Origin of the sequence: Undibacterium pigrum (assembly GCF_003201815.1) — a bacterium.
Classification (GTDB): domain Bacteria; phylum Pseudomonadota; class Gammaproteobacteria; order Burkholderiales; family Burkholderiaceae_D; genus Undibacterium; species Undibacterium pigrum.
In genome coordinates this window covers 2,390-28,565 of the sequence record NZ_QJKB01000013.1, presented here as the reverse complement: position 1 = coordinate 28,565, position 26,176 = coordinate 2,390, and the positions used below count along the sequence as shown (strand labels likewise).

The following is a 26,176-nucleotide window of genomic DNA, read 5'->3' as shown; positions in this document are numbered from 1 at the left end:
GCAAGTCTCACGATCTGCCTGACATTTGTGCTGAAGATTAATTAACCAGAAAGGTCCTGCATGGTTGCCAGTGTTAATACAAAAAGCAGGATACTGCTGGTCGATGATGATCAGGTCACGCTAACTCTGCTCAGCAAAATTCTTGAGAAGGCTGATTACGAAGTCACTCAGGCACATAGCGGTGAAGATGCATTGAATGTCATCTTGATGCAGGAACCAGATATTGCCTTGCTTGATATTAATATGCCGGGCATGTCGGGTCTGGACTTGGCATCACGTCTGCGTACAGATACTTCCGTGCCCTTTATGTTTCTGTCGGCCACTTCAGACGCCGAAATCGTCAGACGGGCGGTTGAATATGGTGCGGTAGGTTATATGGTCAAACCAGTCGACGTATTGAACATTGTTCCTACCGTTGAAGCTAGTCTGGCGCGCGCCAATGAAATCAAGAAACTGAAAAAGAGTGAAATCAATCTCACGTCCGCTTTGGCTTCCGGGCGTGAAACCAGCATGGCTGTGGGTTTGTTGATGACTAAGTTTCAGTCCTCCCGGCAAGTTGCTTTCGACGTCTTGCGCAACCATGCGCGTTCTAACCGCAGGCCCATCCATGAAGTCGCGAATGAGTTGTTGCGGGCTGAAGAAACCATCAACCAATTCAGAGTTTTGTTCAACGGCAAATAAATAATCTGGTCTAAAAGAATGGTTAAATCTTGTTTCACTTGATTGCCTGATGGAAATTTTTGGCTATTATTCTTCCTGGGCAATCTGACCTGAAAGTTAAAGCGCCTGTTCCATAACCATTCCCCCGTTATGGAAAGTCTCATCAAATACCGTCTGTAGTCGCCATCCCATTGCGGCAAATTGACGGTTTCACCGGCCCAGAACCGCCGTCTTCCCTAATCGTATAGTTTCTGTTTTTTCGTTGGCTACCCGCCTCGTGATTACATGAATCTTGTTCTTGTCTTGCGCTTGAATGCGCGAGCAGATCGAAAGGAGCAGATATGTTCACAAATATCATCCCGCAGGATACTGCAAATGTGAATTGCCTTAGCCATGAATTTCTTTGCTTTGGACTTGGTGCCGAAGAGTTTGGTATCGATATTCATAAGATACAGGAAATCCGCAATTATGAAATCACAACGACGATAGCAAATACGCCGGACTACCTGAAAGGCGTGATTAATCTCCGTGGGATTATCGTTCCCATCATTGATATGCGTATCAAATTCAAGTTTGGCCAAGCCATCTATAACGACTTTACCGTCGTCATTATTCTTCATTTAACAGACCGCACAGTAGGCATAGTAGTCGATAGGGTTGCTGACGTAGTGACTCTTGGTAGCAGCGATATACGCCAGATCCAGCATCAGGATATCGCCGATGCCGCTTCTTATTTATTGGGCATAGGTACGCTAGATCAGCGAATGCTGATTTTGATCGATATTGATCACTTACTTGCCAATGAACTGGAATTGCTGACTAGTGCATCGATCAATTGATTGCTGCTGCGACTAATCTTATCTGAAGGAATGAAAATGAATATCAAGAATATGAAAATTGCTCAAAAACTAGGTTTGAGTTTCACCGTAGTTATCTGTTTATTGCTTGTCCTTACTGGCCTGTCATTTGTGCGGGTCACCCAGTTGAGCACTGACATAGACATTATGTCCAATGACCGTTATCCAAAAATCGTACAGGCCCAGACGATCAAGGATGAATTAAATGAAGTCGCAAGAAACATGCGTAATATCCTGCTCATGACAGACGCGTCGGCACTGGAAAAAGAATATGCCAATATTGAGGAACGTACAGGCATCATCAGCAAGTCTATGGCTACATTGGATAAAAGTATCGGCACGACTAAAGGCAGGGAATTGCTCCAGGCAGCAATTAATGCAAGAGAAAAATTTAATCCCTTGCGTGCTGGCTTCCTGGCTTTGACGCAAGATGGGAAAAAGGAACAGGCATTAGACTTGCTGTATGCTCAAGTCAGGCCAGCGCAACGTGAATTTATGGCTGCCCTGGAAAAGCTCATTGAATTTCAATCCTCACTGATGGCCGCAACAGCAGAAGAGACCGAGCAATTGGCTTCCAGTACAAAGGCCATGATTTTAATACTTGCTGTGGTGGCAAGTGTTATCAGCATATTGTTAGCTTATTTTTCCTCTCGCAGCATTACCCGTCCATTGGAAGAAGCAGTGATGCTTGCCCGTAAAGTTGCAGATGGTGATTTGAGTAGTCAGATCTCAGTGACGAGCAAAGATGAAACTGGTCTGCTGCTAAAGGCACTGTTTGACATGAATCAAGGGCTGATGAATATTGTCAGCAACGTCCGCTCAGGTACTGACACAATAGCCAATGCTTCTGGTGAAATTGCAAATGGCAATCTTGACCTGTCTTCGCGTACTGAGCAGCAGGCCAGTTCGCTGGAAGAGACCGCCGCATCCCTGGAAGAGCTGACCTCCACTGTCAAACAGAATTCAGAAAATGCGCGCCAGGCTAACCAGTTGGCAAAGACTGCCTCAGAGACTGCGATTAAAGGTGGGCAAGTCGTGGCCGACGTCGTGCACACAATGGACTCCATCAGTGAAGCCTCTAAAAAGATAGTTGATATCATCAGTGTTATTGACGGCATTGCTTTCCAGACCAATATTCTGGCACTGAATGCCGCAGTCGAGGCTGCACGTGCGGGTGAACAAGGGCGTGGTTTTGCAGTTGTTGCCTCAGAGGTCCGCAATCTTGCACATCGCTCTGCCAGCGCAGCCAAAGAAATCAAAATATTGATCAACGACACGGTCGGCAAGGTGGATGCTGGCAGCAAGCAGGTCCTGCAAGCAGGTACAACCATGGAAGGGATACTTACCAGTGTTCGCCATGTGACGGACATCATGGAAGAAATCAGCGCAGCCAGTCACGAACAAGAGCAGGGTATTGAGCAGATCAATCAGGCTGTCACTGAAATGGATACAGTAACGCAGCAAAATGCCGCATTGGTTGAGGAAGCTGCCGCAGCAGCGGGGACCATGCAGGAGCAGGCTGCGCATTTGGCACAACTTGTCAGCGTCTTCAAATTGAATGAAGTAGCTTGGACAGGGCCGTCGAACGTGGTGGATATAAAAAATGTCAGCAATCTCAAGATAATTCGCCTGGATAAGATTGGCAAAACGACTAAAGTACAAGCTGTGACACACATGCCCAAAAAACGCTTTGCTGCTGCGGGCATCAAGTCAGAGGAATGGGCTGAATTCTGATCTGGTTTTCAATGCTGGCTGAACAAGGAAAAGGATGACTGTGAAACCTATAGTATTGATTGTTGACGATAATGCCGTCAATCTGTTGTTACTGGCGACATTGACCGAGTCGGTCAGTGGTGTTCCTGCAGTCAGTTTTGATGATCCAGTAACAGCCGCAGAATGGTGTCAGTCAAATACGCCGGATCTTATTCTTGTCGACTACATGATGCCAGGACTTGACGGGCATGACTTTATCCGTATTGTCAGAAAGTTGCCCCATTGTGTCGATGTTCCCATCGTCATGGTAACGACAGAAAATGAGAAAACTGTCCGGCATGAAGCCCTCTCACTGGGGGCCACCGAATTTCTGGCAAAGCCGGTGGACGTTCCAGAATGCCGTAGCCGCATACGAAACTTGCTTGCCTTGCGGCATTCGCAGAATTTGATCAAGGATAAAGCCAAGTTGCTTGAGCACGAAGTAAGGCAAGCGACTGCTGCAATTATAGACAGGGAACGCGAATTGATAGTGCGTTTGTCCAAGGCCGCAGAGTTTCGTGATCCCGAGACCGGTGCGCATGTGCAGAGAATGGCGCACTACTCACGGATTATTGCAAAAAAACTCAATTTATCCGTCGAATTTCAGCAACTATTGCTCGATGCAGCACCTATGCATGATGTTGGCAAGATGGGTATTCCAGATCATATCTTATTGAAGCCAGGCAGGTTGAATGAAGAAGAAATGATCATCATGCGGAGACATGCAGAGATAGGAGCAGTGATACTGGCGGGTAGTTCTGCCCCGTTGATACAACTGGGAGAGGAAATTGCCAGAACACACCATGAAAAATACGATGGTACGGGGTATCCAAACAAGCTGGTGGGTGAAAGTATTCCTCTATCCGGGCGCATCGTGGCCGTCGCAGATGTCTTTGATGCCTTGACTTCAGAACGCCCCTACAAGAAAGCCTGGTCTGATGAAAGTGCTCAGCAATTTTTGCAGGATAACGCAGGTAGTCATTTTTGCCCTGTATGTGTTGCCGCATTTATCGAATCCTGGGATGAGGTCATGGAGGTGAAGGCAAAACTACTGGATTGATGTCTGTCTGTTTTTCGTGCCTGGGTGCTATTCGAATGCTAGACAATTCTTTGTCTGGAAAATTTAACATGTCTATTTCTGCGGATAAAACGAATGAAAACGGCTAGAAAACAATTTCGCCGACAGTTGATATTGATGGTCGTGCTGACACTGTTGCTGACGTGGAGTTTCGTCGTCTATGAGCTGTTTCGCAGCCGTACCCATTATCTGCAAGAAGCCAACGTTCGTACTTATGTACAGTCTCAGGTTTTCGCAGAATATTCACAGTCTGTCGTCAAGCGCCTCAATGAAATTTTGCTGGATATGCGCAGTGACTGGAATGGTAACTGGGCAGAATTTGCCGATGTGGTGCGCCGTCGTCAGGAAAACATGCAAGATATTTCCTTCCAGGTAGCAGTCATTGATAAAGACGGCATGATGCAGTTTTCAAACCTGTCTAAACCTAACGAAAAGGTGGATTTGAGCCAGCGCGAACATTTTCGTGTTCATAGTGATATGCCTGAGCGCGATACGCTTTTTATCAGCAAACCTGTGAAAGGCAAGGTGTCAGGAAAATGGTCTTTACAATTTACCCGTCCCATTTTCAGACAGGGTAAGTTTGATGGGGTACTGGTCGTTTCTGTCAGCCCGGATCAATTCACCGCACTGGCAAAAAAACTCAATGTATCAGATGAGGGCGCTGTCACTGTCTTGCGCGACAGTGGTGAGATCATGGCACGCTATCCTGCCATGGAATCCATGCTGGGCAAGGTCGTTGACACCAGTTTCCTAAAATCATCACCCACCCCAGGGTTGTCGGGAAACTTTCGGCGCGTTGCCAATATTGATGGCGTTGAACGGATTTACGGCTATTTCCGTATGCCAGAGCATAAATTGACCTTTCTGATTGGCGAATCGGTAAAAAATGTCCTGCTACCCTACGAAGCACACAGAAATATGGTGCTGAGTGTCGCCTCTGTCATCAGCCTGTGCGCCATGTTCCTGTTCAGTCTTTTGTTCAAGGCATTGAATGCCAAAGATGGGGTACAGCAGCAACTGATGGAGCGCGAAGCTATTTTGCGTCAATCGCAAGAAATAGGTCAGATCGGCAGCTATTCGCTTGATATAGCGAATAAGACATTTGAGTGTTCTGACACTATGGATGCTATCTTTGGCTTACCGGCAGATTTTGAAAAAACCTATGCCAATTGGTTGAAGATGATTTCACCTGCAGACAGAGAAAACGTGAATGTTGCCATGTCTGATTCCATAGAACTACGCACCAGATTCAGCTACGAATACAAGATCGTGAGGCCATTGGATGGGCGTGAATGCTGGATACAAACGGTAGGTGAAATAAAACAAGGCCAAGCGTATCAATCGAATCGCATGGTAGGTATCGTACTCGACGTCACGGAACGCAGGCAACATGAGGAGGAATTGCTGACCGCAAAAGAAATGGCAGAGGCAGCCAATGTTGCGAAAAGTCTGTTTCTTGCATCCATGTCGCATGAAATCCGTACCCCAATGAATGGAATTCTGGGTATGACTGAATTGGCGCTCGACACTAGTCTGAACCGGGAGCAGCGACAATATCTCAATCTGATCAAGTCATCTGCTGATTCCTTGCTAACCATTATCGACGATATACTTGACTCGTCCAAGATTGAAGCAGGCAAACTGGTATTGGAAAAAGTGGCGTTCGATCTACCTGACATGCTTGACGATGCGGTGAGGACATTAGTCATCCCTGCCGAGCAAAAGGGGCTGGAACTGGTGGCTGATACTGATGTGGACAGTCGTAGTAAGCTGATTGGCGACCCGGTTCGTATTCGACAAATTTTGTTCAATATTGTCGGTAATGCCATCAAATTCACAGACAGTGGGGAGATAGTTGTTCAAGTAAGGCAGGAAACTTTATCTGGCGGAGATGTGCAGTTGCATTTTAAAGTTACTGATACCGGCATTGGCATACCAAAAGACAAGATCGCCAGTATTTTTGATTCATTCTCTCAGGCAGACAATTCCATCACTAGAAAATATGGTGGTACTGGTTTGGGACTTTCTATTTCATCGCGTCTGGTGAAGATGATGCAGGGACGTATTTGGGTCGAGAGCGAACTCGGGCATGGCAGTACTTTTCATTTTGTTATACGTCTGACGACGGATGGAATGAACACCTTGCCTCAGAGTATCATCCTGCCGGAAGGCAAGGTGCTTATTGTGGACGACAGCACTGCTAACCGTCAGTTTTTAGCAGATTCTTTGCTTAAAATGGGCATACATCCAGTATGTGCTGAAACTGGTCAGGAAGCATTGGAAGAGATGCAGCGCGCCCAGCATAGCGGCAATGCTTATGATCTGGTATTGCTGGATGCCCACATGACGGGTATGGATGGATTTTTGGTGCAAAAGAGTATGACCGAATGTACTCCACCGCTTTCGCCAAAAGTTATTATGATGGTATCTGCAGGCATACGTGGTGATGCTGACCGTTGTCGCATGGCAGGTATTGAGTTGTATTTAAATAAACCTATTCGCTTACCTGAGCTGAAAGACGCTCTTCTTAGCGCATTTGGATTGCAGAAAGCGATGGTTTCTAAACCATCGCCACTTGCAGACAGTGCAGCGTTATCTGCGAAAAAACTCTCAATCTTGCTTGCGGAAGATAATTTAATCAATCAGCAACTTGCTGTAAAGCTTCTCGAGAAAGCTGGTCATAGCGTGAAGGTTTGCGACAATGGCAAAGATGCCGTGAATTTAATTGCAGTAGAGAAATTTGATCTCGTGCTCATGGATATACAAATGCCTGTCATGGATGGCATAGAAGCAAGCATGGCCATACGTGCGCATGAAGCGCAGTTTGGTGGTCACTTACCAATCATTGCAATGACTGCTAACGTCATGGAAGGCGATCGGGAACGATGCCTGGCTGCTGGCATGGATGATTATCTGTCCAAACCCATACAATCGACGAAGCTGATGCATAGCATTTCCTCTATGTTCAGAGATAAGTTGATCAGCATTGTTGAAACTGACCGGCAAGAAGATTTCCTGCAAATTTTGCCAGAGTTTGATTATGCCCGGGCATTGGAAAAGACAGACGTTGAGGTGTTGGACATTGTTGGCGCTTTGGCGCTTCACAATATTCCTGCTCAGATAGCAGAGATTGGCCTCAATTTGAAAGCTTGCCAATTGCCAGACCTTCAAAGAGCTGCTCATACCTTAAAAGGTGTTATCGGGTATTTTGGTGCTACGCCAATAGTGGAATATGCCAAAAGAATTGAACTATGTGCAAAGGAGGGCCAATTGGAATTGGCCAGCCGACATTTCCAGTTACTGGAATTGGAGTCGGGCAAATTTCTAGAGCATTTGTTTCATAAACTGGAAGCTCGCAAATGCTAATGAAATTGCGCGTTTATTAGTATCCGGGCATAAAAAAACCCTGCAATGCAGGGTTTTTTTATTTCTACAAAACTCACCAGAATTACTTGATTTTGGTTTCTTTGTAGATGACGTGCTTACGTGCTTTAGGATCGAACTTCATGATCTCCATTTTTTCAGGCATAGTGCGCTTGTTTTTGGAGGTTGTGTAGAAGTGACCTGTACCAGCAGTCGATTCCAGCTTGATTTTGTCGCGACCAGATTTAGCCATGATATTTTCCTAACAATAGTTTAGCTTAAACTTTTTCGCCGCGAGCACGCATGTCAGTCAAAACGGCATCGATGCCAATTTTGTCAATGACGCGCAGACCAGCATTGGACAAACGCAGAGAAACCCAACGGTTTTCTGATTCTACGAAAAAGCGACGATTTTGCAGATTAGGCAAAAAGCGGCGTTTTGTTTTGTTGTTAGCGTGGGATACGTTGTTGCCAACCATTGGCCCCTTCCCAGTCACTTGGCAGACACGTGCCATGTTTAACTCCTTAGACGATTCCGAAATTGGAAAAACGCAAGTATAAACAAAATCTCATGAAATATCAACGACTTGCGAAAAACAAGTGTGTCTTATTTGAAAAATTGATTTAACAATTTGATTTTCTGGGTTTTTCAGCTGGTAAACACTGGCGTAAACCCTGCCTCACATAAGATCAGGCCAGTGTGCCGGATTTGCCTCATCGCAAAAATTGTCATGGGGGAAAATCAAAAAAACTCACATCAGCCCATGCTCTGCAAAGGAATACACATTGGGATTGGCAACAATGAAATGATCCAGTACACGTACATCGACCAGCGCAAGGGCTTGTTTCAGTGTTTGCGTGAGGCTGATATCTGCCTGACTGGGTTCGCAAGAGCCTGAAGGGTGGTTATGCGCAAGTATGATGGCAGCAGCATTTTGTTGCAGGGCAGATTTCACAACTTCACGAGGATATACGCTGGCATGATTCAAAGTGCCGCGAAATAATTCCTCAGCCTTGATAAGCCGGTTTTTAATATCGAGGAACAGGATGGCAAAAGATTCATGGGGTTTATTGCCTATCATCAGTTGCAGATAGTTTTTGACCGCCTGCGGCGAGGACAGTGAGGCATTTTCCTGTAGTTCTTCAGAAATAGCGCGTTTGGCCAGCTCCAGCACAGCGTGAAACTGTGCATATTTGGCTGCTCCCAGCCCGTGTATGGACGAAAAATCCTTCATATTGGCAGCGAACAGGCCAGAAAGAGAGCCAAAGTGCTTGATCATATCGCGCCCCAGGTCGACTGCGCTTTTGCCCTTGACGCCAACCCGGAGAAAAACAGCCAGTAATTCAGCGTCCGATAAAGCGCTGGCCCCATGCTTGATCAGTCGCTCCCGCGGTCGCTGATCTTCCGGCCATTCCTTGATTGCCATCTAAGTTTTCTCCATAGAATTGTGAGCTTGCCTCTTAATAAGTTAAAGCTGGCTTACAATATCGAATTATCAGCCTTATTTGCACTGCATCATATTATGTCTGCCAATGCCATCCCTACCGTGACACCAAACGCTTACCTGACTCTGCATTATCGCCTTGCGACGCTGGGTGGTGAAGATATACTCAGCACCTTCAACGAACGTCCTGCGACACTGCAACTGGGGACCGGGCAACTGGCTCCAGAACTGGAGGCATCGTTGATGGGCCTGGAAGAAGGATCGCATACTACGCAAGAGCTGGCACCTGAAAAAGCCTTTGGTCCACGCAACCCGGAATTGATACAAAAAGTATCACTGGCTACACTAAAAGAAAATTCTGCTTTTGGCGAGCAATATGTGATCGGTGACCTGGTTGAATTTGCTGCACCCGCAGGCGGCAAGTTTGCCGGCATCTTGCGTGCTCTTGATGATGACGGTGCATTATTCGATTTTAACCATCCTCTGGCCGGGCAAACCGTGCTGTTTGAAACAAAAATTATCGGGATTCTTTAATCAAAGCTTATGGACAAAGAAATCTTATTAGCCCAGCCCCGCGGATTTTGCGCAGGTGTTGACCGTGCCATTGAAATAGTCGAGCGTGCCCTGCAACAATTTGGCGCGCCGATTTATGTCAGGCATGAAATTGTGCATAACGCCTACGTCGTCAATGACTTGAAAACCAAGGGCGCGATTTTTATTGAAGAGCTGGAAGACGTCCCGCCGGGCAATACCCTGATATTTTCAGCGCATGGCGTGTCACAAAGCGTGCGCCAGGATGCTGAGGCACGCGGTCTGACGATCTTTGATGCAACCTGTCCACTGGTCACCAAGGTGCATATAGAAGTAGCCAAGATGCGCAAGGAAGGCCGTGAAATCATCATGATAGGTCACCACGGCCATCCTGAGGTCGAAGGCACGATGGGGCAGGCAGAAGAGGGCATGTACCTGGTCGAAACAGTCGCTGATGTCGCCAGCTTGCAAGTAAAAAATGCCGACATGCTGGCCTATGTATCGCAGACGACATTGTCCGTCGACGACACCACCGAAATTATAAATGCCTTAAAAGCGCGCTTTCCCTTAATTAGTGAACCAAAAAAGGGCGATATTTGTTACGCTACCACCAATCGCCAGGAGGCCGTCAAATTCATGGCGCCGCAAGTCGATCTGGTATTAGTGGTTGGCAGCCCCAACAGTTCCAATTCCAACCGCCTGCGTGAAGTCGCTGAGAAAAAAGGTGTGACCGCCTATATGGTCGACAACGCCACCCAGATCAAGCCTGAGTGGCTGGAAAATAGCCTGCGTATTGGTGTCACTGCAGGTGCATCCGCACCAGAAGTGCTGGTGCAGGAAGTGATAGCCAGTTTGCGTCAGCTCGGCGCGCGCAGTGTGCGGGCACTCGATGGCGTGGAGGAATCAGTGACTTTTCCCATGCCCAAGGGCCTGGCTGCACCGAAGATTTGATGTTTGTTACTCTCTTAAGTAAGTGTATTTGATTAAAAAATTGTTTTGGCTGTTGTTTTCGATATTTTATTTTGCAAAAACGTGTTTAAGATGGCGGCACAATCAAGTTCGGTATTTGCCGGATTTGGCAAAACGTGTATGCTGGTATTCGGCACTTGTGGAAAGTACGTAGCTTGCGGTGGCTTTTTTACCACTGGGAAAACGCGCAAACTAGGTATAATCCGGCCGACTTTACTGGGATAACCTTTAAGTCAAAATATATTACAAAAACTTTTACCAAAAGTTGCTGAGGAGAGTTCTATCATGTGTATCGATTACGCCATTACTGCTTCTACTTTGATGACGCGCCTGTTCGGATAGCGCGCGTTCGAATTCCGGCGGCACCCACACAGGGTGCCGCTTTTATTATCAGGAATGATTTTTGCTGAAACCTGCTTGTTGCCACGTGCCTTTACGGGGTGGTAAGAGGGTGGCAAAACGCAAACAGTTCATCTCCTGTTTTTTCAGAAATTCGTTTCGTTCTTAAAGTGAGAAGCAAAATATGGATACCTTTATCCAACAAATTATCAACGGTCTCGTGCTGGGCAGCATGTATGCCCTGGTCGCACTTGGTTACACCATGGTCTATGGTGTGCTCAATCTGATTAACTTTGCGCATGGCGACGTACTGATGGTTGGTGCGATGGCAGGCCTGAGTATCATCAAGGTATTGCAAGTTGTCGCGCCTGATTTGCCTGGCATCATCAAACTTATCATCGCTATCCTGGGTGCCATCCCTGTCTGTATCGCAGTCAACTTGTTGATCGAACGCGTGGCTTACAGGCGATTACGGAACGCGCCGCGACTAGCTCCCTTGATCACGGCGATCGGTGTATCCATCCTGGTGCAGACTTTCGCGATGATGATCTGGGGCCGTAGTCCAATTTCCTTCCCGTCCGTGATGTCCTTCATCCCTGTGCAAATCGGTGGTGCAGTGATCTCCCAAACCCAGATCGTCTTGCTGATACTGGCAACGCTGGCGATGGTAGGCCTGGTCTTGCTGGTTGAAAAAACCAAGATGGGCAGGGCCATGCGTGCTACTGCTGAAAATCCACGCGTCGCTGGTTTGATGGGCGTTGATTCCAACAAGGTGATTGTTGCTACCTTCGCCATCGGTGCCGCGCTGGCTGCGATTGCTGGTGTGATGTGGGCCGCCAACTACTCGTCCGCACAGTTTGCCATGGGCTTTGTACCTGGCCTGAAAGCCTTTTCGGCTGCGGTACTGGGGGGGATCGGTAATATTTATGGCGCGATGGTAGGTGGTATCGTGCTGGGTCTGATTGAAAGCCTGGGTGCCGGTTATATCGGTGACCTGACTGGTGGTGTACTGGGTAGTCACTATCAGGATATCTTTGCTTTCGTCGTTTTGATTATCGTACTGACCTTGCGTCCATCCGGCATCATGGGTGAGCGTGTTGCTGACCGTGCGTAAGGAGAAAATCAATGTCAACCATATTTGATGTAAAAGCTAATCCAGCCAAGGGCTACACCAGTTTTGCGATACTGGGCCTGGTTATGGTCTTGTTCCCTTTCGTGGCGGCCAATTTTGGTAATTCCTGGGTCAGGATTATTGACTTCGCGCTCTTGTATATCATGCTGGCGCTGGGCCTCAATATCGTGGTCGGTTTTGCCGGTCTGCTGGATCTGGGTTATATCGCTTTCTATGCAGTTGGTGCTTATCTGGCGGCGATTTTTGGATCACAACAGTTTGCAACTATCCTTGAATCCTTCGTCAATAATTATCCTGTCGTGGGCGAATTCCTGGTTTCTGTTTTCGGTCCTGAGATCACCAAGAACGGTATCCACTTGTCTGTCTGGGTCATCGTGCCGTTTGCGGCAGCGATTGCAGGATTGTTTGGTGCCTTGCTGGGCGCGCCTACCCTGAAACTGCGTGGTGATTATCTGGCGATCGTGACCCTGGGCTTTGGTGAAATCATCCGTATTTTCATGAACAACATGAATGCACCGATCAATTTCACGAATGGTCCACAAGGGATCAACATGATTGACCCTATCCGTATCTTCGGTGTCTCTCTTGGTGGTGAAGAAGGTTCGAACGCGACTGTGCATTTCCTGGGCATGAGCATGCCTTCGGTGAATGCGTATTACTTCCTGTTCCTGTTCCTTTGTATCGCGATTGTTATCGTCTCCCTGCGTTTGCAAGACTCCCGTCTGGGCCGTGCCTGGGTAGCGATACGTGAAGATGAAATTGCTGCAAAAGCCATGGGTATCAATACCCGTAACGTCAAATTGCTGGCCTTCTCCATGGGTGCTTCTTTTGGCGGTGTTTCCGGTGCGATGTTTGCCAGCTTCCAGGGCTTCGTGTCTCCCGAGTCTTTCTCCCTGATGGAATCCATTGTGATTCTGGCGATGGTGGTGCTGGGCGGTATCGGCCACATTCCTGGCGTTATCCTGGGTGCGGTATTGCTGGCTGCTTTGCCAGAAGTATTGCGTCACGTGGTTGAACCAGTGCAAAACCTGATCTTCGGTAAAGTCTGGATCGAAGCCGAAGTATTGCGTCAGTTGTTGTACGGCTTCGCCATGGTTGCTGTCATGCTTAATCGTCCTGCCGGCTTGTGGCCAGCACCGAAGCATGAAGATCGTATGGCCAAGAATAACGAAGCGGCAGCATAAGGAAGATCAAGATGATTGAACAGACTATCTTAAAAATCGAAGGCGCCAATAAACGTTTTGGCGGCTTGCAGGCGCTGTCGAATGTCGGCATCAATATCAAGAAAGGCCAGATTTATGGCCTGATAGGTCCGAACGGCGCAGGTAAAACAACCTTCTTCAATGTCATTACTGGCTTGTATCAGCCTGACACTGGCACATTTGAACTGGATGGCAAACCTTACTCACCATCGGCTCCGCATGAAGTTGCCAAGGCGGGTATCGCCAGGACTTTCCAGAACATCCGCCTGTTTGGCGAAATGACTGCGCTGGAAAACGTCATGGTAGGCCGCCATATCCGTACCCATCAGGGTGTGTTTGGTGCGGTGTTCCGTCACTCAGCAGCGCGCAAGGAAGAAGCAGACATTCGCAAACGTGCACAGGAATTGCTGGATTTCGTCGGTATAGGCCAGTTCGCCAGCCGTACATCCAAATTCCTGTCCTATGGCGATCAACGTCGTCTGGAAATTGCCCGCGCTCTGGCAACCGACCCTAAACTGCTGGCACTGGATGAGCCTGCAGCAGGTATGAATGCGACTGAAAAACTTGCCCTGCGCGAGTTGTTGGTCAAGATCAAGGCAGAAGGCAAGACGATCTTGCTGATCGAGCACGACGTTAAATTGATGATGGGATTATGTGACAGGATGACTGTTCTGGATTATGGCAAACCGATTGCAGAAGGTTTGCCAGCAGACATACAGAAAAATCCGGCAGTTATCGAAGCGTATTTGGGAGGTGGTCACTAATGGCTGAGAACGTATTAAAGATAAGCAATCTGAAAGTTGCTTACGGCGGCATCAAGGCCGTTAAAGGTATAGACCTGGAAGTCAACAAGGGTGAACTGATTACCCTGATCGGTGCCAATGGTGCTGGCAAGACCACGACATTGAAAGCCATCACCGGCACGCTGCCTGCTTGTAAAGTGGAAGGCGAGATCAATTATCTTGGTGCTTCCATCCGTAACGTCAATTCTTTCGAGATGGTGAAAAACCATCTGGCTATGGTGCCGGAAGGCCGTGGTGTGTTCACTCGCATGACGATTTTGGAAAACCTGATGATGGGCGCGTATATCCGCAACGATAAAGCGGGTATCAATGCCGACGTGGAAAAATGGTTTACGGTTTTCCCTCGCCTGAAAGAACGTGCTTCCCAATTGGCAGGTACTTTGTCCGGTGGTGAGCAGCAGATGCTGGCCATGGCACGTGCCTTGATGAGTCATCCAAACTTGCTGTTGCTGGATGAACCATCCATGGGGCTGTCACCTATCATGGTGGAAAAGATTTTTGAAGTCGTGCGTAATGTGTCGGCCCAGGGTATTACCATCCTGCTGGTTGAGCAAAACGCCAAACTGGCTTTGCAGGCAGCCCACCGTGGTTATGTCATGGATTCTGGTGCGATTACCATGAGTGGCAATGCCAAGGATATGCTGAATGATCCTAAAGTCCAGGCCGCTTATCTGGGTGAAGGCTGATACGATTTACGAAGTAAGGTAAGCCCGGCACAGCGCATTCCAGTGTCAGGGCATTTCAAATACCTGCAAGTAATTGCAGGTATTTTTTTGTCTGCTGCTTTCCTGCGGAAGCTGTTGATCGTGATATCAAGAAATCGAATTCTTCCCTCATTTAAGAGGCTTGATTAGCCATAAATTCTTCATTTATTCGCCACTGATTTGTCCCGGAATAGCCGCTGATGAGCCATTAAATAGTGCATGGAAAATCGTCCTTAAAACGCTTGTTTCATAGCTGAAAAATTGCAGACGTAGTGTATTTTTATGTAGATTTTCCACTATTTTTTGCAAGCACATGTTTCCAAACTTGACCTTGATTTACATCAAGATATATACCCTTTATTTTTTATTCATTCACATAAAACAACAAAGGGAAAGCGCATGGGGATTTCTGATAAATTAAATGCAGCACTGAGCAAAGAGGCCGCTACTGCAGCCCCTGGATACAGTCGCTGGTTGATGGCCGCAGCTGCCTTGTTGATACACTTCCCTCTGGGGCAGGCTTATGGGTTTTCCGTCTTCAACGGACCATTAGCCAAAGTGCTGGGAGCCAGTCTGACCAGCGTGGGCTGGATATTTTCAGTGGCTATTATTTTCCTTGGTTTGTCGGCGGCTATCTTTGGTAAGTGGGTAGAGCGGGTAGGGCCGCGCAAGGCCATGCTGGCATCTGCCCTGTGCTTCTTTGCCGGTTTTCTGGTATCTGCGTTAGGCGTGGTTGCAGGCTCTTTGCCTATCGTGATTCTTGGTTACGGCGTGATTGGTGGTACCGGCCTTGGCATAGGTTATATCTCGCCAGTATCGACACTGATCAAATGGTTCCCGGACAGGCGCGGTATGGCCACAGGTCTTGCCATCATGGGCTTTGGTGGCGGTGCACTGGTTGGTTCACCGCTGGCTGTGAACCTGATGAAATATTTCAGTGAAGGTTCGCAATATGCCGGTATCCCGGCTACCTTCGTGACGATGGCTGTTCTGTATTTGTGCTTCCAGCTTGCAGCTGTCAGAATTGCACGACTGCCTTTTGCTGGCTATCAACCAGCTGGCTGGGTGCCCAGCAAGCTGGAAGCTGCGCATATTGCCTCCCAGGGAGCAGATGATTTCTCTGTCGCACAAGCTATACGCAAGCCACAATTCTGGCTGTTGTGGGGCATACTTTTGCTGAATGTCTCTGCAGGTATAGGCATACTTGGCCAAGCTTCACTGATGGCACAAAAGATGGTGGGTATTTCTGCTGCGGCTGCTGCTGGCTTTGTCGGCTTGCTATCGCTGTGCAATATGGCGGGTCGTTTTATCTGGTCAAGTTTCTCAGACAAAATAGGCCGCAAATGGGCTTATGCCATGTATTCCGGCGTTGGTGCGCTTGCCTATTGGGCGATACCCGGTGCTGCTGCGGCTGGCAATATGCTGTTGTTTGTTGCCCTGTTTGCCCTGGTCATGAGTTTTTATGGTGCAGGCTTTGCCACTATCCCTGCTTATCTGGCCGATATGTTTGGCAAAAAAGAAGTGGGTGCGATTCATGGTCGTTTGTTGACTGCATGGTCCATGGCCGGAGTCGTTGGCCCGCTGGTTGTCAATGCCGGGCGTGATTATCTGGTCAAGACACAAGGTCTGGCTGATGCAGCCGCATATTCGACCGTCGTATATGTACTGGGTGGTTTGCTGGTAGCTGAATTTGTCTTGAATCTTTTTGTTAAAGCCCCTGAAACAACGAGCAATCAACAAATGCCAGCGCAACTGGCAACACAGTAAATAATCGGCACCGGAATTAAAAACAATCAAGAACAGTAAGGAATAATCATGGAAGATGTGAATCAGCATATTGATCCCAGTATGACAGGGAAAATCATTTTTTACTGGACTCTGGCCTGCATTCCGCTGGGCTGGGGCGTATGGCAAACCACCATGAAGGTCATGGCCATGTTTGCCTGAGTTGCTCTTGCAAAAGCAAAAGCCCCGGGTCTTAAGAGCCGGGGCTTTTTTACTTTTCAAGTGATCAGACAGGGAGGGGGAGCTCCCTGCGATCCTTAATTGTCTGCTTTTGTGTTACTTACTTTTTTGCGACTTTAGGTGTTGCTGCTTTTGCTGCTGTAGACACGGCATTGTTCAGATTGGCTTCCAGTGCTTCTACTGCTTGCTTGGTAGATTTGCTGATGTGGTCGTAGCTGGCATTTGCGTTGTCTATCGATGTTTTGAAGAAGGAAACAAATTGCTCGGAACCAGCAGGTGCATTTTTGGATACTTCATCGATCAGTGACAAGACTTTACGATTGGTTTCGGCAATTTGTGCCTCAGCCGCATGCGTGAATTCTGCTTGTGTGGTGGAGGCGATATTGGCCAGATGACGGCTGTAAGCCAATACTTTTTCAGCTGTAGGCTGGGCTTGTGCAGCGGACAGATTGAAGAATTCCTGTGGATCTTTAGCAGCCAGCAATTGCTTGGTCGCTGCAGAGCTTTCTTCCAGTGAAGACTTGGCGGCATTCAAATTCAATTCGATGAATTTTTCTACGCCTTCAAACGCTTTGCCTGTCAGATTTGTAAACAGGGCAAGTTGTGCATCGAAATTGGCTTTGGTTGCGGCAGAAAGTTGTTCAGGTGCAGTAAACATGGAAATCTCCTAAGTAGGAAAGTGAAATACAAGAAACCTGGCGATTGCTAAGTGGAATGTTGCAGCGTTAAACTTAATTTATAAACCATGGAATTGTGCGATGCAATAAGCCACATTCTATTGATTCATTAATTGAAGTCAAGACAAATTTGTGCGTCGCAATATAATAATTATGCATTTCAAAATACTTGTTACAAATACGCAAACAGGAAAATAGAAATGAATAAACACTTTTCCTGTGGCAATTATGTATGGTAATTATGACCAGAAAATGAAGTGGCCGGGCTATGGTAGACTTTCGTTCGTAGATTTACCTCAGGGCAATTCATTTTTTTGAACATCCATAGGGCAAGCGATGGCGATAACAGCAAAAACAAGAAAAGACTTTAAGCATTTCCATACCATCACGACCCGCTGGATGGATAACGATGCATATGGCCACGTCAATAACGTCGTTTACTACAGCTGGTTTGACACGGTGGTGAACCAGTTTTTGATCGTCAATGGCGTGCTGGATATAGAAAACAGCCCCGTCATCGGCCTGGTCATAGAAACCCAGTGCAATTATCTGGCATCTGTCGCCTTCCCTGATGTGATAGAGGCTGGTGTCAGCGTCAGCAAGCTGGGTAATTCCAGCGTCCGTTATGAAGTCGGTATTTTCAAGAATGGCGAAGACAGTGCAGCGGCACAGGGGCATTTCGTACATGTCTATGTCGACAGGGAAAATCGCCGCCCGACCGCCATTCCTGCTGCCATGCGCCAGCTTTTGCAAACCATAGAGGCGTAGTCTCATGATCACTTCGACAATACAACAGGCGGTGGATGATGCCATCACTTCTCGCCGCTCCATCCGTGCATTTTTGCCTCAACCGGTGGCACGTGAAGATATCCAGCAAATACTGGAAGTGGCGGCTCGTTCACCTTCAGGCAGCAATACCCAGCCATGGAAGGTTTATGTGCTGACCGGTGCCCGCCTGCATGCACTTTCTGACGCCATCCTGGCTGCACATAATACTGAAGGGCAGGGTGGGCATGAGCAGGAATATAACTATTACCCGGTCAAATGGGTGACCCCATATCTTGAGCGCCGCCGCAAGGTTGGCTGGGATTTATATGCCCTGTTAGGTCTGGGCCGTGAAAACAAGGCTGGCATGCATGCCCAGCATGGCCGCAATTATGCATTCTTCGATGCACCTGTTGGCATGATATTTACTATAGACAGAGTGATGGAGCAAGGTTCCTGGCTGGACTATGGCATGTTTTTACAAAGCATCATGGTGGCAGCGCGTGGCCGTGGCCTCGACACCTGTCCGCAGGCAGCATTCACTCAGTATCACAAGATCATCGCGGAGCAATTGCAACTCCCAGAGGATGAAATGCTGGTATGTGGGATGTCGCTGGGTTATGGCGATTACAGCAAGATAGAAAACACCCTGGTGACTGAGCGTGCTGCCGTTGCAGAATTCACACGCTTTCTGGATGAATAAATTATTTATTCAATATGCACGTGCATGTGTGAGTAAAATTCAGTCAAAAATTTAACGAAATTTTGCAAATTTGTTTAAGGCGCTGAATGAATAAGCGTCTGTAACTCCTTATTTTCCTTGCGGAATTTCCGAATTTTGCTACACTGCACTATCTTTTTGGCATATCTAATCTGGAGTAATGAATGGTGAAATTTGCCCGACATGCAGTGGTTTTTTCGCTCATCGCACTCTTGCCCATGGCTAGCGTGCTGGCTGCCAACCACTCAAACAAGCACTCCTCCAAAAAACATGCTGCCCATGGCAAGACGCATGTGGCATCCCAAAAGAAAATTATCATTCACACAGCATCTGGCAAACTGGTCAAGCGTACCGTCATGGTGCACGGCAAGCGTAAAGTCATTACCGAACGCATTGCTGCTGTCCGTGAAATGCCGGAAAAACCAAGCATAGGTGACAGCGTAGGCCTGAAATATACCCAGGATCCGCTGGAATTGAAGTCGAACGTCGCCTATGTTGTTGACCAGGACAGCTCCAAAGTTCTGTTTGAAAAAAATTCTGATGTCTCCCTGCCTATCGCTTCGATCACCAAATTGATGACCAGCCTGGTTGTGGTAGAAGCTCATCAGGATATGGAAGAGCAAATCGAAGTCACCAATGATGACATCGACAAGGAAAAAAATACCAGCTCACGCCTGAAGATAGGTGCCAAACTGTCACGCTCGGATATGCTGCATATCGCGCTGATGAGTTCTGAAAACCGTGCCGCTTCTGCCTTGGGCCGTAATTATCCAGGTGGCTTGTCTGCGTTTGTCACTGCCATGAATGCCAAGGCCAAGCAACTGGGCATGTCAGATACACATTATGTTGATTCCAGCGGGCTTTCCAGTCAAAATCGCGCCAGCGCGCGTGATCTGGTCAAGCTGGTCAATGCGGCATACCAGCATCCTGTGATCAGGCAGTATTCTACTGATTCGAAATACGTTGTTGCCCCAGGTGGCAAGCCACTGGAATATGGCACATCGAACAAACTCGTTATCAACCCCGCCTGGGAAATTGGCTTGCAAAAAACCGGTTATATCTCCGAAGCGGGTCGTTGCCTGGTCATGCAAGCGATTATCGAAGGACGCAACATCGTGATGGTTTTTCTAGATTCCAAGGGTAAGTATTCACGCCTGGCGGATGCGGACCGCATGAAAAAATGGCTGGAGACGATTAAGCCGCACGTCTGAACAGTATTAAATGCAGCTTGCAATTAATATAGTACGCAAGAAAAAATCTTATTATGCCCGCCTTAACAGGCGGCTTTTTTTTGCCAATAAACATTAAGTCTGGGCAAAAGCTGGAATCAGCAGTCTTACGAGGTTCTTACGATGCTTGATTACAATAAGTAATTTAGTTGATGAATTTTCGGTATTTGCCATTCGCTGGATATGAGCCCATGTCTTCAGGTGCGACCTGATTCTGTGTAAGTAGCTGCATTTCCCCGAAATGTGGCAAGCCTTGCCGTCACTTCCTTTTAAGAAATACGCTAAGGTTTGCCGACTTGGATGGGCAAGTTTGTTGGGAAAATACAGCGACTTTTCATTAACGAGGCAATTACTGGGTGGCTTTAACTATATTTCACATTTTGCTTTTTCTGAAAATAAATATTTAAATCCTTTTGGGGTATTGTCTTGCATTTTGCCTATCTTTTAATCAAGAGACTGTTTCTCAAAGCTAGCGATGGCAAGGATTGAAAACAGTAGTTGGATTTTCTTTGATCAATGCTTCGATGTTATTTTAATATTGCGATCGTTTGCTCAGTTTTTTTGAGAACTTCATTCAAACAGTAGTAGTTTTATCTGCCTCAAATAATGACGACACCGACTTATCACTTTATCTCAGGCCTGCCACGTTCCGGCTCTACCTTATTGGCCGCTTTGTTACTGCAAAACCCGCGCTTTCATGCTGGCATGACCAGTCCAGTAGGTACTTTATATACCAGCATGTTGCATCAGTTTGGCGCAGGAACAGAATTTGGCCCGGTGATTACCAAGGCAGAACGCAAGCGTCTGGTTCGCGGACTGTTTGATTCTTACTATGCCGAGCACGCGGATAAAAGCGTGGTGTTTGATACCAATCGCATGTGGACTGCCCATTTACCCATGCTCATGGATCAGTTTCCCGGTTCCAAGGTGATTGCCTGTGTGCGCAATGTCGCCTGGGTGATGGACAGCATAGAACGTAAATACGCGGCTGACCCATACGAAATCACACGCCTGTTCAATGACGACAATGAGCGTGCAACGGTCTACAGCCGGGTAGAGACCCTGGCACAGCGTAACCGCATGGTGGGTTACCCCTGGGCTGCACTGAAGAGTGCTTTTTACAGCGAACATGCAGCGTCCATGCTGCTCATCGATTATGACTTGCTGGCGCAGGCACCGCAAAAAGTGCTGCCTCTGATTTATGACTTTATCGGTGCGGAACCATTCGAGCACGACTTTCAGAATATCCAGTATGACGCCCCAGAATTTGATGCGCCTTTAGGCATGCGTGGCCTGCACAAGGTCAGGCCAGCAGTTAGCTTTCAAGCCCGCGACACCATACTGCCTCCCGATTTGTTTCAGCAATACAGCCAGCTATCGTTCTGGAAAGATACGACCGGTAGCCGTGCCAATGTAATCACCGCCAAATTTGTTCCAAATTCTACTGAAAAATGAAGATGACACCGTCTAATTCCTTGAATCCAGCCACTTCTGAAGCCAGTTCATCTTCAAGTTTTGCATTTCACCCTCTACATCCAAGTCTGACAGATGGTTTGCCATCTGTCGCTACTGCAGTTGTTGCGCCAGCAGTTCCCGTCATTACCCAAACGGCAGCCGCACCATCCATTGCCGCACCTGCGCCTGTCGCTGCCGCAACGCCCCATGAAGTGGTGTTTGTTGATACCACGCTACAAAACTGGCAAGGCCTGGTTGGCAATCTCAAACCAGGTACCGAAGTTGTTACGCTTGATCCGTTAAAGAACGGCGTACAGCAAATGGCCGATGCCTTGCAAGGCAAGGCCGATATCACTGCTGTCCATATTGTGTCACATGGTGGTGAAGGCTATCTGGTGCTTGGCAATACCATGCTGTCTTCGTATAACCTTGCAGACTATCAATCCAGCCTTGCGACGATACAAAAAGCCATGGCACCAGGGGCTGATATTTTGCTGTATGGCTGTGATGTTGCCAAAGGCGATACTGGCACCAGCTTTGTGAATCAACTGGCTAAAGCGACAGGTGCAGATGTCGCTGCATCGACCAATGACACGGGTGTACATGGTGATTGGGTGCTGGAATATCATAGTGGCGTGGTAGAGACTACTGCAATAGCTGCCCAACAATATCATTACGACCTCGCGACCATTACCGTTACTAATTTGAACGATAGTGGCACAGGCTCGTTACGAGACGCCGTGCTGAACGCGACTGGCAACGGTGCTGCCGATACCATCGTATTTGATCCAGCCCTGTTTGCCAATGGTGCTGGCACCATTACCCTGACCAGTGGAGCGCTAGAGGTCGGTGGCACCAGTGATGCCGATGCCTTCAGTATTATTGGCCCAGGCAGTAATTTGCTGACCATTAGCGGCAACAATAGCTCACAGATTTTTCGGGCGGATAATTACGCTGCGGCCAATACTTCGGCATTGAATATTTCAGGTATGACGCTGACCAACGCGAGCAATACCACCGCAACTGGTTACTCTCTCTCCCGTGGTGGCGGTGCCATCATCGTGTCCAGTACTGGTGCCGTAGTCATCGATCACGTAGTCATTAAAAATTCCAGTTCTTCTGGGTACGGTGGTGGTCTTTCTTCTTACGGCAATTACAATAGTAGTATCATCGTTAGCAATTCGAGTTTTCAATCCAATACTACTACCGGCGCGGGTGGCGGCATTAATCTGTCTGCCCATTCGGTCACATTGCTGAATAACACTTTTGAAGGCAATACTGCAGCTACAGGCGGTGGTGGGGCAGCACTCGGAATCATTGGTGCCGGTAACTTTACGATCACCAATAACACCTTCTCCAATAACACCAGTGGCACAAGCAATGTGGTGGCAGGCAAGGGAGGTGGTTTGCAGATTTCTTCCTTCTCTGGAAGCGCTGGCAGCATCATCAATAACACCATTGTTGGCAACCATTTCGTCGGCAAATCAACGGTCAATGCAGACCTGGTATCTGCGGATGGTGGTGGCCTGCATGTAGACGGCTCGCCTGGTGTGATTACGCTGTCGAACAATCTGATTGCGAACAATACAAGTACCGGTGCAGTTGGCAATAATGGCGCCGATCTGGTCCTTGGGCGCAACCTGACTGTCAATGGCGCCAATAATATTTTTGGTACCACGGCTGGCACTTACACCGCGTCTAATAGTGGCGGCAATACCATCAGTAACCTGACCGGTACTATTTCCACCGTCCCGAGCATGGGTACGTTGGCCTACAATGGCGGGCCGGTAAAAACCATTTCGATTGCTGGCGGCAGTAGTGCCGTAGGTGCCGGCACCACAACTGGTGCGCCTACGACGGATGCACGTGGATTTAACCGAGGTGGCACAATTGATATTGGTGCCTATGAATCTTCCGATAATGGCAGCTTCAATTTTGGTGGAGTGGTTTCCCCCGCAAATGGCGTTATTGATGTACCCATCAACTATGATCTGGTGATCGATTTTGGTACGGCGGTTACAGCAGTTGCCGCCAAGAATATCGTCATTTACCGCCAGTCAGACAATGCGGTGCTTGAAACCATCGCTGCCAACGATACCAGCAAGGTGACTTTTAGCAGCGGTACGGGTGGTGCCAATAGCAAGGTTACGATTAATCCTGCTGCCAATTTCCTTGGCAAGACAGGCTACTATGTATTGATAGACAGCGGTTCGTTCCTGGACAGTAGCAGCAAGTCATTTACCGGCATCAGTTCCAGTTCCACCTGGGCCTTTACTTCTGCCGGTTTGCCATCGACCATCACCAGTGCCACCTACGATGCCAGCACTGGCATTCTGTCTGTCACCGGCACCAATATGGCGAGCGGCGACACCATTGATGTTTCCAAACTATCGCTGACAGGGCAGGGCGGTTCTTACACGCTGACGACGGCGAATGTGACGACCAGCAGCGCGACAGCTTTTTCAATAACATTGAACGCGGCTGATAAGCTGGCCATCAACGGTGTCTTGAACAATAACGGTACAACGGCTGTTGATACCACTGCATTCAATCTGGCCGCTGCTGCTGGCTGGGATGCTTCGCAGGGACCATTAGCCGACACATCAAACCCTGTCACTGTCGCGAACGTCACAGCGCCAACGATAACATCAGCAACCTACGATGGCACCACCCACGTCTTCACCATCACCGGCACCAACCTGGTCAAGACCATAGGTGCCACGAATGACGTCACGATTTCCAAACTGACCATCACTGGTGAAGGCGGAGCCACCCGCACCCTGTCCACGACAGGCAACGTTGAAGTCACATCAGACACCAGCTTTACCTTTACTTTGGCCGGTGCGGATATTGCTGCCGTCGATAGCCTGCTCAATAAAAACGGCACGTCTTCCGCCAGCAGTTCCACCACCTACAATCTCTCTGCGGCCGATGACTGGAACAGCGTCATCACCGGCGGCAACATCGCTGACTTGACTGGCAATGGCATTACGGTATTGAATGCCGCACCAAGCATCCTGAGTTCCACCTACGATGCAGCAACTGGCGTTTTATCGGTCTCCGCCGTCAACATCGTCGGTGGCGACACCATTGATGTATCGAAACTGTCCCTGACTGGTCAGGCGGGTTCTTATACTCTCACCACTGCCAATGTCACCGCCAGCAGTTCGACCGCCTTCTCCGTCACGCTGAACGCCGCCGACAAGCTCGCCATCAACGGCATACTGAACAACAACGGCACAGCAGCGGTTGATACCACCACCTTCAACCTCGCAGCCGCCGCATCCTGGGATCAGACAACAACATCCAGTGCCGATCTGACCGGCAATGCTGTCACCGTATCCAACGTCACCGCCCCAACGATCACCTCAGCGACCTACGACGGTACGACCCACGTCTTCACCATCACCGGCGCCAACCTCGTCAAGACTATAGGTGCCACCAACGACGTCACGATATCCAAACTGACTATCACTGGTGAAGGCGGCGCCACCCGTACTTTGTCCACGACTGGCAATGTCGAAATCACCAGCGCCACCAGCTTTACCTTTACGTTGGCTGGTGCTGATATTGCCGCTGTCGATAACCTGCTCAATAAAAACGGCACTTCTTCAGCCAGCAGTTCGACGACATACAACCTCGCCGCAGCCGATGACTGGAACAGCGTCATCACCGGCGGCAATATTCAGGATTTAACTGGCAACGGCATCACCGTTTCCAATGCTGCCCCCAGTATCCTGAGTTCCACCTACGATGCAGCAACTGGCGTTTTATCAGTCTCCGCTGTCAACATCGTCGGTGGCGACACCATCGATGTGAGTAAGTTATCCATCACAGGCCAGGGTGGTTCCTACACCCTGACCACTGCTAACGTCACTGCCAGCAGTTCGACTGCCTTTGCTGTCACCCTCAATGCCGCCGACAAACTGGCCATCAACGGCATCCTGAACAATAACGGCACGACAGCAGTTGATACCACCACCTTCAATCTCGCCGCTGCTGCTTCCTGGGACGCCACCACCACATCCAGTGCAGATTTGACCGGCAATGGCGTGACCGTTTCCAACGTCACAGCCCCAACGATCACATCCGCAACGTACGATGGTACAACCCACGTCTTTACTGTCACCGGCACCAACCTGGTTAAAACCATCGGTGCGACGAATGACGTCACGATCTCGACATTAACAATTACAGGTGAAGGCGGCGCAACCCGTACTCTTTCCACCACCGGCAATGTTGAAGTCACCTCCGCCAACAGCTTTACCTTTACACTGGCGGGTGCGGATATTGCTGCAGTGGATGCTCTGTTGAACAAAAACGGTACGTCCTCAGTCAGTAGCACTGTCTACAATCTTTCTGCAGCAGATGACTGGAACAGCGTCATTACCGGCGGCAACATTCAGGATCTGACAGGCAACGGCATCACCGTTTCCAATGCTGCCCCCAGCATATTGAGTTCCACCTACGATGCAGCGACTGGCGTTTTATCAGTCTCCGCCGTCAACATCGTCGGTGGTGACACCATT

At 48.5% G+C, this 26,176-nt stretch carries 22 protein-coding genes; 18 read left to right on the top strand and 4 right to left on the bottom strand.

Annotation, left to right across the window (positions count from 1 at the left end; translation table 11 throughout):
* Nucleotides 1–60: 60 nt before the first annotated feature.
* From DFR42_RS24815 to DFR42_RS24795, 5 genes are all read left to right on the top strand, one after another.
* Nucleotides 61–681: an ANTAR domain-containing response regulator gene (locus DFR42_RS24815; protein WP_110257754.1), complete on the top strand. Its 621-nt coding sequence runs from the start codon at nucleotides 61–63 to the stop codon at nucleotides 679–681.
* Between the two features lie 320 nt (nucleotides 682–1,001).
* A complete protein-coding gene (locus DFR42_RS24810) occupies nucleotides 1,002–1,499 on the top strand; it encodes a chemotaxis protein CheW (protein ID WP_110257753.1) in 498 nt (165 codons plus the stop codon).
* Nucleotides 1,500–1,535: 36 nt separating this feature from the next.
* Nucleotides 1,536–3,251, top strand: coding sequence for a methyl-accepting chemotaxis protein (locus tag DFR42_RS29940; protein WP_211324416.1), 1,716 nt, complete (start codon nucleotides 1,536–1,538; stop codon nucleotides 3,249–3,251).
* 40 nt (nucleotides 3,252–3,291) lie between these two features.
* Nucleotides 3,292–4,329, top strand: coding sequence for an HD domain-containing phosphohydrolase (locus DFR42_RS24800; RefSeq protein WP_245937076.1), 1,038 nt, complete (start codon nucleotides 3,292–3,294; stop codon nucleotides 4,327–4,329).
* A 93-nt stretch (nucleotides 4,330–4,422) separates the two neighbouring features.
* Nucleotides 4,423–7,713, top strand: coding sequence for a response regulator (locus DFR42_RS24795; protein ID WP_110257751.1), 3,291 nt, complete (start codon nucleotides 4,423–4,425; stop codon nucleotides 7,711–7,713).
* An 82-nt stretch (nucleotides 7,714–7,795) separates the two neighbouring features.
* Here the strand turns inward: DFR42_RS24795 and rpmG are convergent, their stop codons facing one another.
* From rpmG to radC, 3 genes are all read right to left on the bottom strand, one after another.
* Nucleotides 7,796–7,963 carry a 50S ribosomal protein L33 gene (gene rpmG / locus DFR42_RS24790; protein ID WP_110257750.1) on the bottom strand — a complete coding sequence of 56 codons (168 nt, stop codon included), beginning with the start codon at nucleotides 7,961–7,963 and terminating at the stop codon, nucleotides 7,796–7,798.
* Between the two features lie 25 nt (nucleotides 7,964–7,988).
* Entirely contained in the window at nucleotides 7,989–8,225 is a 237-nt protein-coding gene (gene rpmB / locus DFR42_RS24785; RefSeq protein WP_110257749.1) for a 50S ribosomal protein L28, read from the bottom strand.
* A gap of 237 nt (nucleotides 8,226–8,462) precedes the next feature.
* Complete coding sequence (radC, locus tag DFR42_RS24780) at nucleotides 8,463–9,137, bottom strand: RadC family protein (protein WP_110257748.1); 675 nt, start codon at nucleotides 9,135–9,137, stop codon at nucleotides 8,463–8,465.
* A gap of 96 nt (nucleotides 9,138–9,233) precedes the next feature.
* Between radC and DFR42_RS24775 the strand changes: the two genes are divergently transcribed.
* The 8 genes from DFR42_RS24775 to DFR42_RS29565 all read left to right on the top strand — a co-directional run bounded on the left by DFR42_RS24775 (nucleotide 9,234) and on the right by DFR42_RS29565 (nucleotide 16,782).
* Nucleotides 9,234–9,689, top strand: coding sequence for an FKBP-type peptidyl-prolyl cis-trans isomerase (locus DFR42_RS24775; RefSeq protein WP_110257804.1), 456 nt, complete (start codon nucleotides 9,234–9,236; stop codon nucleotides 9,687–9,689).
* A gap of 9 nt (nucleotides 9,690–9,698) precedes the next feature.
* Nucleotides 9,699–10,637 carry a 4-hydroxy-3-methylbut-2-enyl diphosphate reductase gene (gene ispH, locus DFR42_RS24770; protein WP_110257747.1) on the top strand — a complete coding sequence of 313 codons (939 nt, stop codon included), beginning with the start codon at nucleotides 9,699–9,701 and terminating at the stop codon, nucleotides 10,635–10,637.
* Between the two features lie 541 nt (nucleotides 10,638–11,178).
* Complete coding sequence (locus DFR42_RS24765) at nucleotides 11,179–12,108, top strand: branched-chain amino acid ABC transporter permease (RefSeq protein ID WP_110257746.1); 930 nt, start codon at nucleotides 11,179–11,181, stop codon at nucleotides 12,106–12,108.
* Nucleotides 12,109–12,119: 11 nt separating this feature from the next.
* On the top strand, nucleotides 12,120–13,310 hold the full coding sequence (locus DFR42_RS24760; protein WP_110257745.1) for an ABC transporter permease subunit: 1,191 nt from the start codon (nucleotides 12,120–12,122) through the stop codon (nucleotides 13,308–13,310).
* Between the two features lie 11 nt (nucleotides 13,311–13,321).
* On the top strand, nucleotides 13,322–14,092 hold the full coding sequence (locus DFR42_RS24755) for an ABC transporter ATP-binding protein (protein ID WP_110257744.1): 771 nt from the start codon (nucleotides 13,322–13,324) through the stop codon (nucleotides 14,090–14,092).
* Nucleotides 14,092–14,817, top strand: coding sequence for an ABC transporter ATP-binding protein (locus DFR42_RS24750; protein WP_110257743.1), 726 nt, complete (start codon nucleotides 14,092–14,094; stop codon nucleotides 14,815–14,817). Before DFR42_RS24755 ends, DFR42_RS24750 begins: the two co-directional genes overlap by 1 nt.
* Nucleotides 14,818–15,234: 417 nt before the next feature.
* On the top strand, nucleotides 15,235–16,602 hold the full coding sequence (locus DFR42_RS24745; RefSeq protein WP_110257742.1) for an OFA family MFS transporter: 1,368 nt from the start codon (nucleotides 15,235–15,237) through the stop codon (nucleotides 16,600–16,602).
* 48 nt (nucleotides 16,603–16,650) lie between these two features.
* The gene (locus DFR42_RS29565; RefSeq protein ID WP_211324415.1) at nucleotides 16,651–16,782 is read left to right on the top strand and encodes an MFS transporter small subunit; all 132 of its coding nucleotides are present in this window, start codon (nucleotides 16,651–16,653) and stop codon (nucleotides 16,780–16,782) included.
* 118 nt (nucleotides 16,783–16,900) lie between these two features.
* On the opposite strand, the gene DFR42_RS24740 is transcribed toward DFR42_RS29565, so the two are convergent.
* The gene (locus DFR42_RS24740) at nucleotides 16,901–17,458 is read right to left on the bottom strand and encodes a phasin family protein (RefSeq protein WP_110257741.1); all 558 of its coding nucleotides are present in this window, start codon (nucleotides 17,456–17,458) and stop codon (nucleotides 16,901–16,903) included.
* Between the two features lie 355 nt (nucleotides 17,459–17,813).
* On the opposite strand from DFR42_RS24740, the gene DFR42_RS24735 reads away from it, so the two are divergent.
* The 5 genes from DFR42_RS24735 to DFR42_RS24715 all read left to right on the top strand — a co-directional run.
* Nucleotides 17,814–18,245, top strand: coding sequence for an acyl-CoA thioesterase (locus DFR42_RS24735; protein ID WP_110257740.1), 432 nt, complete (start codon nucleotides 17,814–17,816; stop codon nucleotides 18,243–18,245).
* Between the two features lie 4 nt (nucleotides 18,246–18,249).
* Nucleotides 18,250–18,945 (top strand): nitroreductase, encoded by a 696-nt coding sequence (locus tag DFR42_RS24730; RefSeq protein WP_110257739.1) that lies wholly within the window; start codon nucleotides 18,250–18,252, stop codon nucleotides 18,943–18,945.
* Between the two features lie 182 nt (nucleotides 18,946–19,127).
* Nucleotides 19,128–20,174, top strand: a complete 1,047-nt coding sequence (gene pbpG / locus DFR42_RS24725; protein ID WP_110257738.1) for a D-alanyl-D-alanine endopeptidase — start codon at nucleotides 19,128–19,130, stop codon at nucleotides 20,172–20,174.
* 624 nt (nucleotides 20,175–20,798) lie between these two features.
* Nucleotides 20,799–21,647: a sulfotransferase gene (locus DFR42_RS24720; RefSeq protein ID WP_110257737.1), complete on the top strand. Its 849-nt coding sequence runs from the start codon at nucleotides 20,799–20,801 to the stop codon at nucleotides 21,645–21,647.
* Between the two features lie 2 nt (nucleotides 21,648–21,649).
* Nucleotides 21,650–26,176 (top strand): DUF4347 domain-containing protein (locus tag DFR42_RS24715; RefSeq protein WP_170133671.1); only part of this gene is annotated, 4,527 nt, incomplete at its 3' end.